This is a genomic window from Arthrobacter sp. efr-133-R2A-63, assembly GCF_030209795.1.
In the GTDB taxonomy this organism is placed as follows: Bacteria; Actinomycetota; Actinomycetes; order Actinomycetales; family Micrococcaceae; genus Arthrobacter; species Arthrobacter bambusae_A.
In genome coordinates, this window is record NZ_JARVRG010000032.1 from 66739 (window position 1) to 82170 (window position 15432).

Annotated in this window: 13 protein-coding genes; 8 read left to right on the forward strand and 5 right to left on the reverse strand. The window is 63.9% G+C overall.

Annotated features, from left to right (window positions below; all coding sequences use genetic code 11):
* Positions 1-34: 34 nt before the first annotated feature.
* The 3 genes from QRN45_RS17965 (at position 35) to QRN45_RS17975 (ending at position 3877) form a co-directional block, all read left to right on the forward strand.
* Positions 35-2632: a glycoside hydrolase family 2 protein gene (locus QRN45_RS17965; RefSeq protein ID WP_284764190.1), complete on the forward strand. Its 2598-nt coding sequence runs from the start codon at positions 35-37 to the stop codon at positions 2630-2632.
* Positions 2629-3516, forward strand: coding sequence for an N-acetylglucosamine kinase (locus tag QRN45_RS17970; protein WP_284764191.1), 888 nt, complete (start codon positions 2629-2631; stop codon positions 3514-3516). Before QRN45_RS17965 ends, QRN45_RS17970 begins: the two co-directional genes overlap by 4 nt.
* A gap of 148 nt (positions 3517-3664) precedes the next feature.
* Positions 3665-3877, forward strand: a complete 213-nt coding sequence (locus tag QRN45_RS17975) for a hypothetical protein (protein WP_078107533.1) — start codon at positions 3665-3667, stop codon at positions 3875-3877.
* A 107-nt stretch (positions 3878-3984) separates the two neighbouring features.
* Here QRN45_RS17975 and QRN45_RS17980 read toward each other — a convergent pair whose 3' ends face one another.
* Positions 3985-5970, reverse strand: coding sequence for an ABC transporter ATP-binding protein (locus tag QRN45_RS17980; protein ID WP_284764192.1), 1986 nt, complete (start codon positions 5968-5970; stop codon positions 3985-3987).
* Positions 5967-7700, reverse strand: a complete 1734-nt coding sequence (locus QRN45_RS17985) for an ABC transporter ATP-binding protein (RefSeq protein ID WP_284764208.1) — start codon at positions 7698-7700, stop codon at positions 5967-5969. The genes QRN45_RS17980 and QRN45_RS17985 overlap by 4 nt, the downstream gene beginning before the upstream one ends.
* 164 nt (positions 7701-7864) lie before the next feature.
* Here QRN45_RS17985 and QRN45_RS17990 point away from each other — a divergent pair, with 164 nt between their 5' ends.
* Both QRN45_RS17990 and QRN45_RS17995 read left to right on the forward strand, forming a co-directional pair.
* A complete protein-coding gene (locus QRN45_RS17990; RefSeq protein ID WP_241710405.1) occupies positions 7865-8704 on the forward strand; it encodes an alpha/beta fold hydrolase in 840 nt (279 codons plus the stop codon).
* 130 nt (positions 8705-8834) lie between these two features.
* Positions 8835-9308, forward strand: coding sequence for a sensor histidine kinase (locus tag QRN45_RS17995; protein WP_241710406.1), 474 nt, complete (start codon positions 8835-8837; stop codon positions 9306-9308).
* 188 nt (positions 9309-9496) lie between these two features.
* On the opposite strand, the gene QRN45_RS18000 is transcribed toward QRN45_RS17995, so the two are convergent.
* On the reverse strand, positions 9497-10852 hold the full coding sequence (locus tag QRN45_RS18000; protein ID WP_284764193.1) for a formimidoylglutamate deiminase: 1356 nt from the start codon (positions 10850-10852) through the stop codon (positions 9497-9499).
* The gene (locus QRN45_RS18005) at positions 10849-12048 is read right to left on the reverse strand and encodes an allantoate amidohydrolase (protein ID WP_284764194.1); all 1200 of its coding nucleotides are present in this window, start codon (positions 12046-12048) and stop codon (positions 10849-10851) included. Before QRN45_RS18005 ends, QRN45_RS18000 begins: the two co-directional genes overlap by 4 nt.
* 196 nt (positions 12049-12244) lie before the next feature.
* On the opposite strand from QRN45_RS18005, the gene QRN45_RS18010 reads away from it, so the two are divergent.
* The 3 genes from QRN45_RS18010 to QRN45_RS18020 all read left to right on the forward strand — a co-directional run bounded on the left by QRN45_RS18010 (position 12245) and on the right by QRN45_RS18020 (position 14103).
* A complete protein-coding gene (locus QRN45_RS18010) occupies positions 12245-12976 on the forward strand; it encodes an IclR family transcriptional regulator (protein WP_284764195.1) in 732 nt (243 codons plus the stop codon).
* A gap of 12 nt (positions 12977-12988) precedes the next feature.
* Positions 12989-13234 carry a hypothetical protein gene (locus QRN45_RS18015; RefSeq protein ID WP_284764196.1) on the forward strand — a complete coding sequence of 82 codons (246 nt, stop codon included), beginning with the start codon at positions 12989-12991 and terminating at the stop codon, positions 13232-13234.
* A gap of 65 nt (positions 13235-13299) precedes the next feature.
* Positions 13300-14103 carry a hypothetical protein gene (locus tag QRN45_RS18020; RefSeq protein WP_284764197.1) on the forward strand — a complete coding sequence of 268 codons (804 nt, stop codon included), beginning with the start codon at positions 13300-13302 and terminating at the stop codon, positions 14101-14103.
* Positions 14104-14358: 255 nt separating this feature from the next.
* On the opposite strand, the gene QRN45_RS18025 is transcribed toward QRN45_RS18020, so the two are convergent.
* A complete protein-coding gene (locus QRN45_RS18025) occupies positions 14359-15288 on the reverse strand; it encodes a serine hydrolase (protein ID WP_284764198.1) in 930 nt (309 codons plus the stop codon).
* Positions 15289-15432 lie beyond the last annotated feature (144 nt).

Consider the following 15432-nt stretch of genomic DNA (forward strand, 5'->3'; position numbering starts at 1 on the left):
TGGCAACAGACATTCGATTGATAAGGCACACATGATGATTGAGACGAGCAACCTCGCCAAGGGATGGACTCTAAGAGTGACCGCTCCGGCCCCGGACGCCCCGTCCGGGGCCGAGGGCTGGAAGCTGGATGCCTCCGTTCCGTCGGTTGTGCACACGGTCCTCATGGACCATGGGCACATCCCGGACCCCTACGTGGGGCAAAACGAGGAGTCCCAGCATTGGGTGGGCCGGAGCGAGTGGGAATACTCCACAACCTTCAACCACGACGGCAATGAAGACCGGCGGACAGAGCTCGTCTTCGAAGGTCTCGACACTGTCGCCGTCATCCGGGTCAACGGGCAGGACCTTGCGCACACGTACAACCAGCACCGCAGCTACGTCGTGGACGTCTCCGACGTGGTCAGGCCGGGTGCCAATGACCTGGCCATCGTTTTCAAGAATGTACGCGAGTACGCCGAACACATCCGGGCCTCCGTGGGTGAACAACCCAACGGCAATCCGGAGCCATTCCAGTATGTCCGCAAATCGGCCTGCAATTTCGGCTGGGACTGGGGCCCGAACCTCGTGACGGCCGGACCGTGGAAGCCTGTGGGCATCAGGCGGTACGGGACGGCACGGCTGCAGTCCGTTCGTCCATCGGTGACCACCACCGTTGTACCCGGGACCGGACCGGGAGAACTCCCCACCCACGGACATGCCCGGGTGGAAGTGGAGGTCGAGGTTCTGCGGGCGCCGGGCGTTTCAGGCGAGCTCGGACTCAAGGTCGCCATCCAAGGCAAGACCGAGTCGTTGTCCATTCCGGCGGGCTCCCACAAGGCCCGGGTAGTGGTGGATCTCGAGGGTGTTGAATTGTGGTGGCCGCACGATATGGGTGCCCAACCGCTCTCCCAACTGACGGTAACACTGTTGGCCGACGGGCACGGCCTTGACGTCTGGTCCAAAAACATCGGGTTCCGGCAATTCGAGCTCAAAACCGAACAGGACGAAGCCGGAACCGGCTTTGTCTTTGCCATCAACGGAACCGACATCTTCGTCAAAGGTGCCAACTGGATCCCGGACGATTGCTTCCCGTCACGCATCACCGAAGACCGGCTCCGGCAGCGCCTCTCGCAAGCGACTGCGGCAAACATGAACCTGCTCCGTGTGTGGGGCGGCGGGGTGTATGAATCGGACACCTTCTACGAGCTGTGCGACCGCATGGGGATTCTCGTCTGGCAGGATTTCCTCTTTGCCTGCGCCGGCTACCCGGAGGATGGGCCGCTGTCCGGAGAAGTCGCTGGCGAAGTCCGGGACAATGTCACACGCCTCATGAGCCACCCGAGCCTGGTGCTGTGGAATGGAAACAATGAATGCGTTTGGGGCTTCTGGGATTGGGATTGGAAGCCACAGCTCGATGGTCGAAACTGGGGATGGGGCTACTATTCCGAGCTCCTGCCCGCTTTGGTAACAGAGTTGGATCCCACCCGCCCGTACTGGAACGGCAGCCCATATTCGGGAGATCCCGAACTGCATCCCAACGATCCCAGGCACGGGAACGTGCATATCTGGGATGTCTGGAACCAGAAGGACTATTCGCACTACGCGGAGTGGAATGCACGGTTCGTTTCCGAATTCGGATTCCAGGGCCCACCCAACTGGTCCACCCTCACCCGCGTCCTGGAGCCGGCGGACCTGGACCTCGAATCCCCGGCATTCCTCCAGCACCAAAAGGCCGAAGACGGTACCGGGAAGCTGCAGAGAGGGCTCTCCGCACATCTTCCCGAGCCCGCGAATTTCCAGGAATGGCACTTCCTCACGCAGGTAAACCAAGCCCGCGCCATCCGCTTCGGCATCGAGCACTTCCGTGCCGGATCGCCTGTTTGTGCCGGATCGATTGTCTGGCAGCTCAACGACTGCTGGCCCGTCACCTCCTGGGCCGCCATCGATGGATATGGTCAGCTGAAACCGCTGTGGTATGCAATCCGTGAGGCCTACCGGCCGCGGCTGGCGACCATCCAGCCCCGCGGCGACGGGCTCGCCGTCGTTCTGGTCAACGATTCCGTGGAGGCCTGGAGTGGAGCCCTCACCGTGGAACGCGTCGGCACGGATTCTCCGAAGGAGGCTTTTGCGGGGGGCGTCCGGCTGGAGGCGTCCCATGAATTCGCGTTCGAGGTCGAACCCCGGGGCAAGACAGAAATCCGCCTTCCGAAGGATTTGCACGAGGCTGAGCGGCCCTTGACCGATGTTCTCGTGGCGCGAGGCGCAGGACTCGGGCATGGGGACCGGATCCTCCACTTCTACGCCGAGGACAAGGATCGCATCAAGGAGCCGGCGCGGGTCACCGCCCGGGCATCGAAAGTCCCCGACGGCGTTGAAGTGACTGTCACCGCTGACAGTATTGTGCGCGATCTGGTTCTTCAGGCGGACCGGCTCGACCCCAAGGCGACTGTCTCCGAACAATGCATCTCACTGCTGCCCGGGGAAAGCCATACCTTCCGGGTCGCCTCCACGGTTGATGGTGCCGACGGGCCGGGACTTGAGGCATGGTCGCGGTATCCGGTGCTGCAGGGGGTCGGAATCCGAGCCGAAAGCATCATGCCACCCGCCGGATTCGCATTCTCGAACTCAACTGAAGAAGGATCATTTCAATGACACACCCCGGCACGATCGGCGCCGTCGTAGGTCTGGACATCGGAGGCTCGAAGACGCGCGGCATCAAATGGCTGGATGGCACCGCCGTCGCCGATACTTCCGGCGGCAGCGCCAATGTCCAGAACGTGAGCCGCGCCCAAGCCCGAACCAACCTGGAGGGTGTCTTCGCCACCCTCCAGGGCGGGTCCGTTGCGCGGGTGGTGGTCGGTTCCGGAGGGATCGACACTGCCGAAGACGCGAACGCACTGAAGGAACTGATCCAGCCCTTGGCTCCCGACGCCGCCGTCTCCGTTGTTCACGACACGCGCCTTCTGCTGGCTGCCGCCGGATGCAGCGTTGGAATCGCCGTGATCGCCGGTACCGGGTCCGCGGCCTGGGGCACCAACGGCGAGGACGAGGCGCGCGCTGGCGGCTGGGGTTACTTGCTCGGCGACGAAGGCAGCGGGTACTGGTTCGGTCGTGAAGCGGTGAGGTACAGCCTCGAACGCATGAACAGCGGGCTGCGTCCCGACGGACTGACGGAAGCGTTGGTGAAGTCGTGTGGTCTCGCCGGTCCGGAGGGATTGATTGCCCTTTTCCATGGCGACGCGGGACGCGAGTTTTGGGCGTCGAAATCACCGATCGTCTTTGAGTGCGCGGCCTCGGGGCACACAGCGTCCTTGGACATGATCCTCCAAGCAGGCGCCGATCTCGCCTCCTTGGCGGCAAAATGCGCCGAGCAACTGGACATCGAGGGCCCCATTGTCCTTGGCGGTGGCCTCGGGATGAACCAGCCCACCTTGCAGGCAGCCATGCGGATCGCCCTCGCAACCCGGGGTCTCCACACTCTGCAGGTCCTGACCCAGGATCCGGTCTTCGGCGCTCTGCATCTTGCATCCCACTAGGCGCCACTGTGATGAGTCTCACGAGCAACAAACGCCGTTCTGGCTTGAGCAGTCCGCGCCTCGCTGTGCACTATGGAAAAGCTGTACGGCGGCTTTCGCACTGGCGCGATAGCCGGATATCCGGATTCATGAATGGAAGCACTGAACAATGACGTTTGAAACTGCCGATTCCGTAACCCTCAAAATTTGGGACCGCTCAACCACCCACCACACCCTGGACGCCCTGGTGCACGACTTCTCGGTGCGCCACAACACCTCCAAGGCCAGCATTGCAGTCACCTGCAGCGGGCCGAACACCTTCACTGTCAGCCTGAACGGCAACGCGGCCAAGGCCACCGCCTTCGACGCACACTCCCTGTAAACAGCGCCTTTTCGGACGCAAAGCAACGACGACGGCGGGAGCCACCTCCCGCCGTCGTTCGCGTATCCGGAGGCCTGCCTGGAGGAACGGCTATGTGGACAGAGCCGTCAGACCTCCGTCACCGGCGCCGCGAACTGTGCTTCGTACAGCCTCGAGTAGGCGCCCCCAGCGGCCAGCAACTCTGCGTGCGTACCCTGCTCCACGATCTGCCCGGCTTCCATCACCAGGATGAGGTTGGCATCGCGGATCGTGGACAGGCGGTGCGCGATCACAAAGCTCGTCCGGTCAGAACGCAGGGCACTCATGGCCTTCTGGACCAGGACCTCGGTCCGGGTGTCCACGGAGCTCGTAGCCTCGTCCAGGATCAGGACTGACGGCCGGGCGAGGAACGCCCGTGCAATGGTGAGCAGCTGCTTCTCACCGGCGGAAACGTTGCTGCCTTCGTCGTCGAGCACGGTGTCATAGCCCTCCGGGAGGGAGTGCACGAAGCGATCCACGTAGGTTGCTTGTGCCGCCTCCAGGATCTCGGCTTCGGTGGCGTCGGGCCGTCCGTAGGCGATGTTGTCCCTGATCGTGCCGCCGAAGAGCCACGTGTCCTGCAGCACCATGCCCATCCGCGAGCGCAGCTCGTAGCGCGACATTGAGGCGACGTCGACGCCGTCGAGCGTTATCCGCCCGGCGTCGAGCTCGTAGAAGCGCATCATCAGGTTCACGAGGGTGGTCTTGCCCGCTCCGGTGGGCCCGACGATCGCCACAGACTGCCCAGGTTCGGCCACCAGGCTCAGATTCTGGATCAACGGCTTGTCCTCGGAGTAGGAGAAGGAAATGTTCTCGAACACCAGGCGCCCGCGCGTCACGTCGGGGACGGCCGAGGGCTCGGGGTCCGCGCTCTGCTCTTCAGTATCGAGCAGCGAGAACACGCGTTCCGCGGATGCCACGCCCGACTGAAGCAGGTTGGCCATCGAGCCGAGCTGGGCCAGCGGCTGCGTGAACTGCCGGGAGTACTGGATGAAGGCCTGGACATCGCCCAACTGCATGGCACCGGAGGCCACCTGCAGGCCGCCCACCACGGCGATCCCCACATAGACCAGGTTGCCGATGAATGTCAGTGCCGGCATGATCAAGCCGCTGATGAACTGGGCGCCGAAGCTGGCCGAGAACAACTCTGCGTTCTTCTCGCGGAAGCGTTCCTCCACTTCGCGCTGGCGTCCGAACACCTTCACGAGCGCATGACCGGTATAGGTTTCTTCGATCTGCCCGTTCAGCTCGCCGGTGTTCTTCCACTGGGCCACGAACAGCTTCTGCGAGCGCTTGGCAATCAGCACGGTGGTCACGAGCGTCAACGGCACCGTGACCAAGGTGATGAACGCCAGAATCGGCGAGAGCAGGAACATCATGAAGATGACACCAGCCACCGTGAGGAGGGACGTGACCGCCTGGCTGATGGACTGCTGGAGGCTTTGCGAAATGTTGTCGACGTCGTTGGTCACGCGGCTGAGCAGTTCGCCACGCTGCACCGAGTCGAAGTAGCGCAGCGGGAGCCGGTTGATTTTCGCTTCGATCTGCTCACGAAGCCGGTACACCGTCCGCTGCACGACGCCGTTGAGAACGTACGCCTGAATCCAGCCGAACGCGGAGGCCAGGACATACAAGACCAGCACCCACAGCAGTATCGAGGACAGCGCCCCGAAGTCGATTCCGACGCCGGGAGTCAGGTCCATGCCCTTCAACATGTCCGCTTTGGAGCCCTGGCCGGAAGCGCGCAGCCCGTCGATGACCTGTTGCTTGCTCACCCCGGCGGGAAGTTGCTTGGATACGACGCCGGCGAAGATCAGGTTGGTGCCCTCACCCAGAAGCCGTGGGCCGATCACGGACAGGGTCACGCTTGCGACGGCGAGGAAGAGAACCAGGGTCAGCCACATGCGCTCGGGCCGCAGCGTGCCCAGGAGCCGCTTGGCCGAGGGCAGGAAGTTCATGGCCTTTTCGGCCGGGATGCTCATTCCCGCGAAGGGTCCGCCGCGGCCTGGCCCCATCGGGGGACGCTGCGGGCGGTTTGCGGTGCCTGCCGTGCCGGTGCTGGGTGCGCTGCTCATGCCGTCTCCTCCGCTGCCAGCTGCGAGGAAACTATCTCACGGTATGTTTCGGAAGTTTCCAACAACTCGTCGTGGGTTCCGCGCCCCACCAGCCGCCCGTCGTCGAGCACCAGGATCTGCTCGGCGTCCGCGATGCTCGATACCCGCTGCGCAATGATGACCATGGTGGCGCCGGAGGTGTGGCGCTTGAGCGCCTGGCGGAGCCTCGCGTCGGTGGCGGTGTCCAGGGAGGAGAAGGAGTCGTCGAAGATGTAGAGCTCGGGTTGCTTCACGAGTGCCCGGGCAATCGCCAGCCGCTGCCGTTGGCCGCCGGACACGTTGGTGCCGCCTTGCGAGATCGGTGCGTCCAGGCCGCCCTCCATCTCTTCGACGAAGTCCTGGGCCTGCGCAATGGAGAGCGCCCGCCAGAGTTCTTCCTCCGTGGCGTCGGGCTTGCCGTAAAGAAGGTTGCTTCGGACCGTGCCGGAGAACAGGTAGGGCTTTTGCGGAACGAGTCCGATGTGCCCCCACAAGAGGTCCGGGTGCAGTTCACGGACGTCGACGTCGTCGATTCGCACCGAGCCGCTGCTCGCGTCGAAGAGCCGTGGCAGCAAGTTCACCAACGTGGTCTTGCCGGCGCCCGTGCTGCCGATGATCGCCGTCGTCTGGCCTGCTCGTGCCCGGAAGCTGATGCCGCTGAGGACCGGCTGCTCGGCACCGGGGTAGGCGAATCCGACGTCGAGCAATTCAAGCTCGCCGCGGCCGGCGGTCTCCGTCACAGGGTTCTCGGGAGGCCGCACGCTGGATGGGGTCTCGAGCACCTGCCCGATGCGGTCCGCGGAAACAGCCGCACGCGGGATCATGACGGCCATGAACGTCGCCATCATGACGGACATGAGGATCTGCATGAGGTAGCTCAGGAACGCGATCAACGTGCCTACCTGCATGGATCCGTCGTCGATCCGGAACGATCCGAACCAGATCACGGCCACGCTGGAGACGTTAAGCACCAGCATCACTACCGGGAACATGAGGGCCATGAGCCGCCCGGCACGCAGGGCCATTTCCGTGACGTCCTGGTTGGCCGAGGCGAAGCGCTCGGTCTCCATGTCCTCACGCACGAACGCGCGCACCACGCGGATGCCGGCGAGCTGTTCCCGGAGGACGCGGTTCACGGTGTCGATCCGGACCTGCATCTTGCGGAACAGCGGCACCATCCGGCTGACAATGAGGCCCACCGCAACGAGCAGCACGGGGACGCTCACGGCAATCAGCCAGGACAACTGGGCATCCTGCCGGACGGCCATGATGACCCCGCCGATGCTGAGCATGGGCGCCGCAACCATGAGCGTGCAGGACATCAGGACGAGCTGCTGGACCTGCTGCACGTCGTTGGTTGAACGGGTGATCAGCGACGGCGCGCCGAAGCGGGTGACCTCCTGCTCGGAAAACTCCCCCACCCTCGTGAAAATAGCGCCGCGCAGGTCCCGGCCTAAGCCCATGGCGGCTTTCGCGCCGAAGTACACGGCCGTGATCGAACAGGTGATCTGCAGGAGCGTGATGAGCAACATGAGGCTGCCGGTGCCGAGGATGTACCCGGTATCCCCCTTGGCCACGCCCTCGTCAATGATGTCGGCATTCAGCGTGGGCAAGTACAGCGACGCTATCGACTGCGCCAACTGGAAGATGACGACGGCGATCAGGAGCCGCCGATGTGGCCGCAGGTACTGAACGAGAAGTTTCCAGAGCATCGTTCTCCAACTCACGTAGTGATTCGAAGGCCAGTCTACGACTGGTTGCTGGGGGCAACTAGAGCTTTCCCTCAGGGCGAAGCGGGGCGGAGGGTGTGCCACCGTCGTACCCGGACAGTAGGCTGGAAACGCTCGGCAAGATCCGCTACGAAAGGACCGTAGTCATGGCTTACATCACCGTCGGAAATGAAAACAGCACCGGGATCGAGATCTACTACGAGGACCACGGGACCGGCCAGGCAGTGGTTTTGATCCACGGCTATCCGCTGGATGGTTCGTCCTGGGAGAAGCAGACCGCCGCGCTGCTCAACGCCGGCTACAGGGTCATCACCTACGATCGCCGCGGCTTCGGCAAGTCCAGCAAGCCGACCGTGGGCTACGACTACGACACCTTCGCCGCGGACCTTAACACCCTGTTGAACACCCTCGATGTCAACGACGCCGTCCTCGTGGGCTTCTCGATGGGGACCGGAGAAGTGGCCCGCTACCTTGGCACGTACGGCTCGGCCAGGGTGGCCAAGGCCGTGTTCCTGGCATCCCTGGAACCGTTCCTCCTGCAGACCGCGGACAACCCCGGAGGCGTCCCGCAGTCCGTGTTCGACGGACTCTCCGAAGCCGTCATTTCCGACCGCTACGCGTTCTTCACCGAATTCTTCAACAACTTCTACAACGCTTCCACTTTCCTCGGAACGCACCGCTTGAGCCACGAAGCAGTCGCCGCCAGCTGGAACCTGGCAGCCCAATCCGGCGCCTTCGCCTCGGTGGCAGCGCAGCCCACGTGGCTCACCGATTTCAGGTCCGACATCCCCAAGATCGACGTGCCCGCCTTGATCGTGCACGGCACCGCGGACAACATCCTCCCCATCGACGTCACCGGCCGCAGGTTCGCCGAAGCGCTCCCCGGCGCCAAATATGTGGAGATCGACGGCGCCCCGCACGGCTTGCTGTGGACGCATGGTGCCGAGGTCAACCAGGCCTTGCTTGGCTTCCTCGAAAATTCCTGACAAGAAATTAGGACGAAACTAACTGAATATCGCGGGAACCTTAACTCCTCGGGTCCAGTCTTAATGCAAGCCCAGGCGGAACCCATTCGCCGGCGAAAGCACCAAAGCTGCAAGGGGAGCAGGACCGGCCATGAAGACAACAACAGCCCGGGACGAAGTCACCGCCATCAACGGAGTGATCACCGATCAGCAACCCGTTGACTTCCACGCTTTGGGGCTCGCGGGCTGCATCGACCGCTTGGCCGCCCCGCTCCGCCGGGAAGGGACCGAAATCCACTGGGAGACGCCGCACCATGGAGTCGAAATCTCGTCCGACTCCGCGTCCTTGCTCTACCACGCAGCCAAAGAAGTGCTCAGCAATGCGTTCAAGTATGCGCATGCCCACGACGTCACCGTCCGGCTCGCCGCGGTCTACCACGGGATCCGGCTGACAATCACAGACAACGGCGCCGGCTTCGACGGCCAGGCAACACCCGCCGGTCCACACCACGGATTCGGGCTCCGCCTCATGTCCATCGCGGTCAGCGAAGTGGGCGGCGAGGTCTCCGTCGCCTCCAGTCCAGGCAACGGAACCTGCGTCACCGTTACCCTCCCGCTCGACTGATAGGCGTCGATGCCCGACGGCGGCACGCACCCGCCGTCGTCGGTTTCGGCACTACTGAACCAGGCTCCGGCCCTGTCACGCCACGCAATCTTTTGGTGGCTTCGGCATCCGGGCGCCCCGGAATTCCGGGGTGGAGCGCTGGCAGCTCCTCCAAAAACCTGCTCAGCGTGACGGCCGGGCCACGGCACCTAGGAGAACTCCTTCAGCGCCTCGGTGAGCAGGCTCCCCGGAGAACCCAGCCGAACATGGACGCCGTTGGAGGCCACCAGCTCCCCGGCAACCACGACGGCGGTGACGTCGCTCGCGGTCGCGCTGAACGCGAACTGTTGCGGCATGGAACCGGCTGTCCGCGCCGAGTCCGGGGCCACGGCCATGAGGTCGCACACTGCCCCTACCTCCAGTGCCGACGCTATGGGCGTGGACATGGAAGCTGTTGCACCGATGGTGGCGGCGCGCAGCAGTTCCTGGGGGGAGAACCTGCCCCGTTGGCCGGAGCCGAGTCGTTCTCCGTGTTCCAAGGTGCGCATTTCAATCCAGGGATCGATCACCGCGTGCTGGTCCGTTCCCAGCGCGATGGTCGCTCCGGCGTCGGACAATTCGCGTGCCGGCCCGATGCCGTCGGCAAGATCGGCTTCGGTGCTGGGACACATCACGACGGTGGCTCCCGCGTCCCCGAGGAGCTGGACGTCGTCCGGCGTCAGGTGCGTGGCGTGGACCGCGGAGAGCCTCGGGGACAGCAGTCCGTGCCGGGCGAGAAGCCCAGCGGGGGTGACACCGTAGGCCTGCAGGCAGGCATCGTTCTCGGCCGGTTGTTCGCTGAGGTGGATGTGGAGCGGGATGTCCGCAGGCAGTTGCCGCGCGACGGTCTTGAGCGCTTCCTCGGGCACTCCGCGGACGGAATGCAGGGCTGCCCCCACGCCCACCATGTCCGCCGGGAAGCCCTGCGCTACCTCGGCGCGCAGTGAGCCGAGCCGGTCCAGCCAGGCTTGGGCATCGGCGTCGCCGAACCGTGCCTGTTCCGGGCTGAGCGGCGTCCCGATGCCTCCCGCGAGGTACAGGGTGTCCAGCAATGTCAGTCGGATCCCGGCCGCAACGGCTGCCCTTGCCAACGCCAGTTCCATCGCGTGCCGTTCCGGGTACGGCGTTCCGTCGGGCTGGTGGTGCACGTAGTGGAACTCGGCCACGCTGCTGAAACCCGAGACCACCATTTCGGCGAAGACCGCCGTGGCGAGCTTCTCGTATTTCTCCGGTGTCAGTTCCGCAGCGCTCCTGTACATTTGCTCCCGCCAAACCCAGAAGTCGCCGCGCCCGTCATGGGTCCGTCCACGCAGGATCCGGTGAAAAGCATGCGAATGGGCGTTTGCCGCCGCGGGGAAGACCACACCGTTCAATATCCGGTCACTCGTTTCGGGCCCGACGCCGGTCAAGATCCCGGAGATGCGGCCCTCGAGCACTTCCAGCCGCACACCGGCGGCGACAACCGCACCGCCGTCGCTGCCGCCGTCGACGTTTACCAAGGCGGTTTCGCACCAGAACCCGCTCACAAGAGTCCCTCCAGAACGTCGGCGAGGGCGACGGCGCCGGCTGAGGCGTCCTCGTCAGCCACGTATTCTTCCGGGGAATGGGAGATTCCGCTCGGGTTGCGCACGAAAAGCATCGCCGAGGGGACATGTCCAGCCAAGACTCCGGCGTCGTGCCCGGCGCCGGTCGCGAGCACGGGTGCTCCCGGCAGGAGCTCGCCGATGCGTCGGCTCAGCTCGGGATCGAAGTGCACGGTGTCGCTGTAGGACTCCTCGGTGAGGCTAACGGTGCATCCCTCGCCCGCCGCGATTTCCCGGGCTGCGCGGTAAATGGATTCGATCAGTTGTGCGGTCACGGCGTCGTCGGGATGCCGGGCGTCGAGCCAGAGATCGACGCGCGAGGCAATCACGTTGGTGCCGCCGGGAACCGGGGTCAAGCGCCCCACGGTGGCCCGCGCATCCGGCTGCCTCGCCGCCGTGTCGCGGACTGCAACGACGATCTGCGCGGCCGCAACCATCGGGTCGGCGCGGTCGGTCATGAGGGTCGTCCCGGCGTGGTTGCCTTGGCCGCTGACGCTCAGTTTCCAGCGGCCATGGCCCAGGATGGAGCTTCCGACGGCGATGGTCGGCCCGCCTTGGCCCAGTCCCTTTCCCTGTTCCACATGCAGTTCAACGAAGCTGCCGATTCGCGCCATGGCCTCCGGATCGGGTCCGACGTGCCGGGGATCCAGGCCGTTGCTTCGGGCGACGTCGGCGAAAGTGTTGCCGTCGACGTCGCGCAGGTTCAGCGCCTTGTCGATGTCGATGGCGCCAGTCAATAGTCGCGAACCCAGGCAGGCCACCCCAAAGCGGGATCCTTCCTCTTCCGGGAAGACGGTGATGGCCAGGGAACGCCCAGGCTCAAGACCGCGGGAAACGAGGACATCGACGGCGGCGAGTGCGGACGCGACGCCAAGCGGCCCATCAAAGGCCCCTCCTCCCGGGACGGAATCGAGGTGGCTTCCTGTGACGAGCGCGCCGTCCTGGGGCTTTCCCCACCAGGCCCAGATGATGCCGTTGCGGTCGGTCTCGACCTCGAGGCCGCGGTGCTGGGCTTGTTCGATGAACCAGTGCCTGAGGTCGAGCTCGGGCGTCGAGTAGACGGCCCTCGAGTATCCCCCGCGCGCCGCATCGCGGCCCACGTCCTTGATTGAGTCAAGGAGCTGATTGACGGTATTCACGTGTTCCTCCGATTATGTCTGCCACCAAGTAAAAACCAGATGCCACCCCATGACAAGGGTTCCGACACGGAACCGCGACAATTAACGGGCCCGAACACCACCGATATGCCCTGGCGCCACAGAATGTCTCAAATCCCGGAATCTCAGACAATTTCCAGAAATCTATTGCCACCCGATGAAAGTTCATTTTTACTTAGTGGCAAGACATGGTGATTCAGACCACTTGAAAGCAGGCCAAGCAGTGGCAGCAGATTCCTCCACACGGACGGTCGAAAGGGCTTTGGCCCTCCTGAGCGCGGTCTGCACCGATGGCTGCATCAGCCTGAGCGACGCCGCACGTGTTGTTGACTTGTCAGCCAGCACCGCACTCCGTCTCCTCCGCACCTTGGAAGGCAGCGGATTCGTGAAGCGGGATCCGGGTGGAAACTTCCGTCCCGGCGCCAGCGTGATCCAGTTGGGAGCCCTCGCGTTGGGACAGGAGTCCCTCGTATCGCTCTGCACGCCACACATGAAGCGGTTGGTGGCTGAAACGGGCGAATCCTGCTATTTGAGTATTCCCGGTCCTGGGGAAACCGGTATCTACATTGCCATCGTCGAAGGTACGCACTCTGTCCGGCACACCAGTTGGGTCGGCAGGAGCATTCCGTTGGAAGGATCCGCCGCCGGGAAGGTCCTGACTGGCGGGCAGAACGGCCGCGGCTTCGCCATCGTGCGAAGCGGCGTAGAAGACGACATCACGGCCGTCGCCGCACCCATCGTGATCGGCGGCCGCACCGTGGCAGCCCTCAGCATCGTCGCACCGAGCTACCGCTTGGGCGAAGCGAAGGCGCAGACATTTGGCGAGGAACTGGCGAGGGTGGCGGACAACATCTTCGTGGAACCCTCCGGAGACCATGAAGTGCCCCAGGAAGGCATGAAACAGAAATAGTCACGTTTGAAAATGTCACCAAGGCGTACCCTGATCAACCGCCTCATCGAACCCACCAGCGGTACCATCTACCTCGATGACCAGCCGACGTCGACCATGGACGCGGTCTTGCTGCGCAGTCACCGAGATGGCCGGGGTGCTGCGGCCTCGTGGAAGGCAGCGGTGACCCGGCGAGGATCCAGGATTCCTGTTGCTTCCCGAATTCTGGAACTAAGCATGCTTAGCTATGGACTGCCGACCACGACCGGCGTACCTTAGTTTCCAAACACCGCACTGGGGAGGTGGAGTGTTTGGCCAGGTCTCTGGGGCGCCGTGGCATTTATGTGTTACGCCCCCTGCTATTCGCCGCTTTCGGCGCATTGGCATGGTTGCTGTGGCTCGCCGGTCCTTCGCAAGCCACCGACGCCATGCCGGGGATCCCGGCTGTCCCGGCACCTTCGGTTTCCCTCCCTCCGGTTCCCCTTGCCGATCCCCTGGGACGGCTCGTCAACCAGGACCCCTCCGGGGTTGCAGTCCCGAGTCAATTGGCCACAGTTCCTGGGGCCGTGGTCCGTCAGCTAACAGACCACGCCGTGACGCCGGTGGTCGGGGTCGCCCACGGCGTGCAGCGCGTGGTCACCAACACGCTCAAGGAACTCGCGGCGTTGACGGAGGGTCCTTCCGTGCCGGAATTGCCGCGGGTGCCCGTAATACTGCGGAATACAGGACCAAGTGTTCCTGCTGTCCCCGCTGCTCCCCCGCGTGCTGGACCCGGCGCGGCGCTCACTGGCCCCTCCACGCTTGTCCATACGAACCCCGTTCCACCTGCCGTCCAGGCCGGCTCAGGAGCGAGCACAAGGACTTCCGGATTCCCGGACGGTGTTGTCTTCGCTCCCCCTGCTGTATTCGCGCCGTCGGATGTGTCTACGGTTCCGGGCGGACCTCCGCCTGACGCGCCGGCTTCCGCGGCTGCGTCGCCGCATGAGGCCGGATCGATGTCGGGCCCGGAGGGCGGTTCCACTTTTGGCGCGGCAGATCTGCCCGAACAACGTGGACTCGCGCCCCCGCCCGGCCACTGTCCGATACCCGACCGCAGGCAAACGCCTTCAACCGAACCTGCATTCGATCCTGGATCTTCCCCCGACTGACCAGGCCGCTCCTGCCCTTTTGGCAGGCACGACCAACTGCGCCACCAGCGCAGGACACGTCTAGTCAGGAGAAGACCATGCAGGACAATAACCGACTGATAGGTAATTGGCCCGACCCCATGAGTAAAGGAGGCATATAGGTATAAGCGAACATCGCGACAGGCGCTCAGCGCCCAAGGGAACAACGACGCCGGCCGTACAGTCAGTCTGACTGCACGGCCGGCGTCGTGATATTGAAAAGTAGCCTGGGTCCCTTTAGAACAGGCCGCCCACCACAGCCTGGGTGAGCTGGTGGAAGATGTCGGTGCGGGCGGGGATGTCGCTCTCGTCCTGGCCCTTGGTGTAGACCACGAAGGCATAGCTCTTGGTCCCGTTGGTGAGGATGCTGGCATCGTGGAGTTCGTCGTCGAGCAGTCCATATTTGTGGAAAACGGTGATTCCGGCCGGCACTGCGGCGGGGATCAGTGATTCGTAGTTGGTGTTCTGCATATAGGACAACAACTGCGCCGTGTCCTGCTGGTTCAGGAGCTTCCCGTCGTAGAGACCAGCCATGATACTGGCCATCTCGGCGGGGGTCAGGGTGTTGTTCTCCGGGTCGTAGTTGATCCCGATTGACGTGGCGTAGGCCTGCAACTGTGGGTGACCGATGGTGTCCATGATCAACGACCATGAGTCGTTATCGCTGTCCTGGATCATTTCCTTGATTTGGAAGCCCGAGGTGTAGTCCCCCAAAGGATCGTCGAGCGACGCTGCGCCTGTTTCGACGAGGTGGTAGTAGGCAATCGCTGACAGCACCTTGGCTGTGCTTGCTGCCTCGAACGGATCCTGGACCCCGTATTGGTGCGTCGAACCATCGGACAGATCAATCAGGGCCACGCCGATCTGGTACCCATTGTTGGCGTCGATGATCGCATTGATTTGCCCATCAAGCGCGGGCGTCACAGTTCCTGCCGCCGTCGGGGCCGGTGCTGCGGCCGCCGTCGGGGCCGGCGCAGCGGCTACCGGGGCAGGAGCCGAAGCCGCCGCCGTAGGGCTAGCCGCCGTCGTCGTCGGGGCAGCCGCGGCCGGGTCACCCGAGGGTGCCGTCGGGGCCGAAACGAAATCGGAAGCGGGGCGGGCGTGCGCAGCTGAGTAGACCGTGGCCGTCAGGGTCAGAGCCAGAATGGCGGCGCAGGCTGTCAGCAAGGCCGATCGACGCCGGCGAGGGCTCCACTGGTTCCACCGGCTTCTCTTTCGTCCGGACCTTTGGCCGGGACGACGGGGCTCTTGCTCTTCCATAATGATGCAACCGTAGCTACTGCAGCTATGTGGGAGCTATGAAAACCCTGT

What these genes read in the sequence shown, in the direction of transcription:
- QRN45_RS17965 (WP_284764190.1), top strand. Translation starts at nt 35, where the DNA reads ATGATTGAGACGAGCAACCTCGCCAAGGGATGGACTCTAAGAGTGACC.
- QRN45_RS17970 (WP_284764191.1), top strand. Translation starts at nt 2,629, where the DNA reads ATGACACACCCCGGCACGATCGGCGCCGTCGTAGGTCTGGACATCGGA.
- QRN45_RS17975 (WP_078107533.1), top strand. Translation starts at nt 3,665, where the DNA reads ATGACGTTTGAAACTGCCGATTCCGTAACCCTCAAAATTTGGGACCGC.
- QRN45_RS17980 (WP_284764192.1), bottom strand. Translation starts at nt 5,970, where the DNA reads ATGAGCAGCGCACCCAGCACCGGCACGGCAGGCACCGCAAACCGCCCG.
- QRN45_RS17985 (WP_284764208.1), bottom strand. Translation starts at nt 7,700, where the DNA reads ATGCTCTGGAAACTTCTCGTTCAGTACCTGCGGCCACATCGGCGGCTC.
- QRN45_RS17990 (WP_241710405.1), top strand. Translation starts at nt 7,865, where the DNA reads ATGGCTTACATCACCGTCGGAAATGAAAACAGCACCGGGATCGAGATC.
- QRN45_RS17995 (WP_241710406.1), top strand. Translation starts at nt 8,835, where the DNA reads ATGAAGACAACAACAGCCCGGGACGAAGTCACCGCCATCAACGGAGTG.
- QRN45_RS18015 (WP_284764196.1), top strand. Translation starts at nt 12,989, where the DNA reads ATGTCACCAAGGCGTACCCTGATCAACCGCCTCATCGAACCCACCAGC.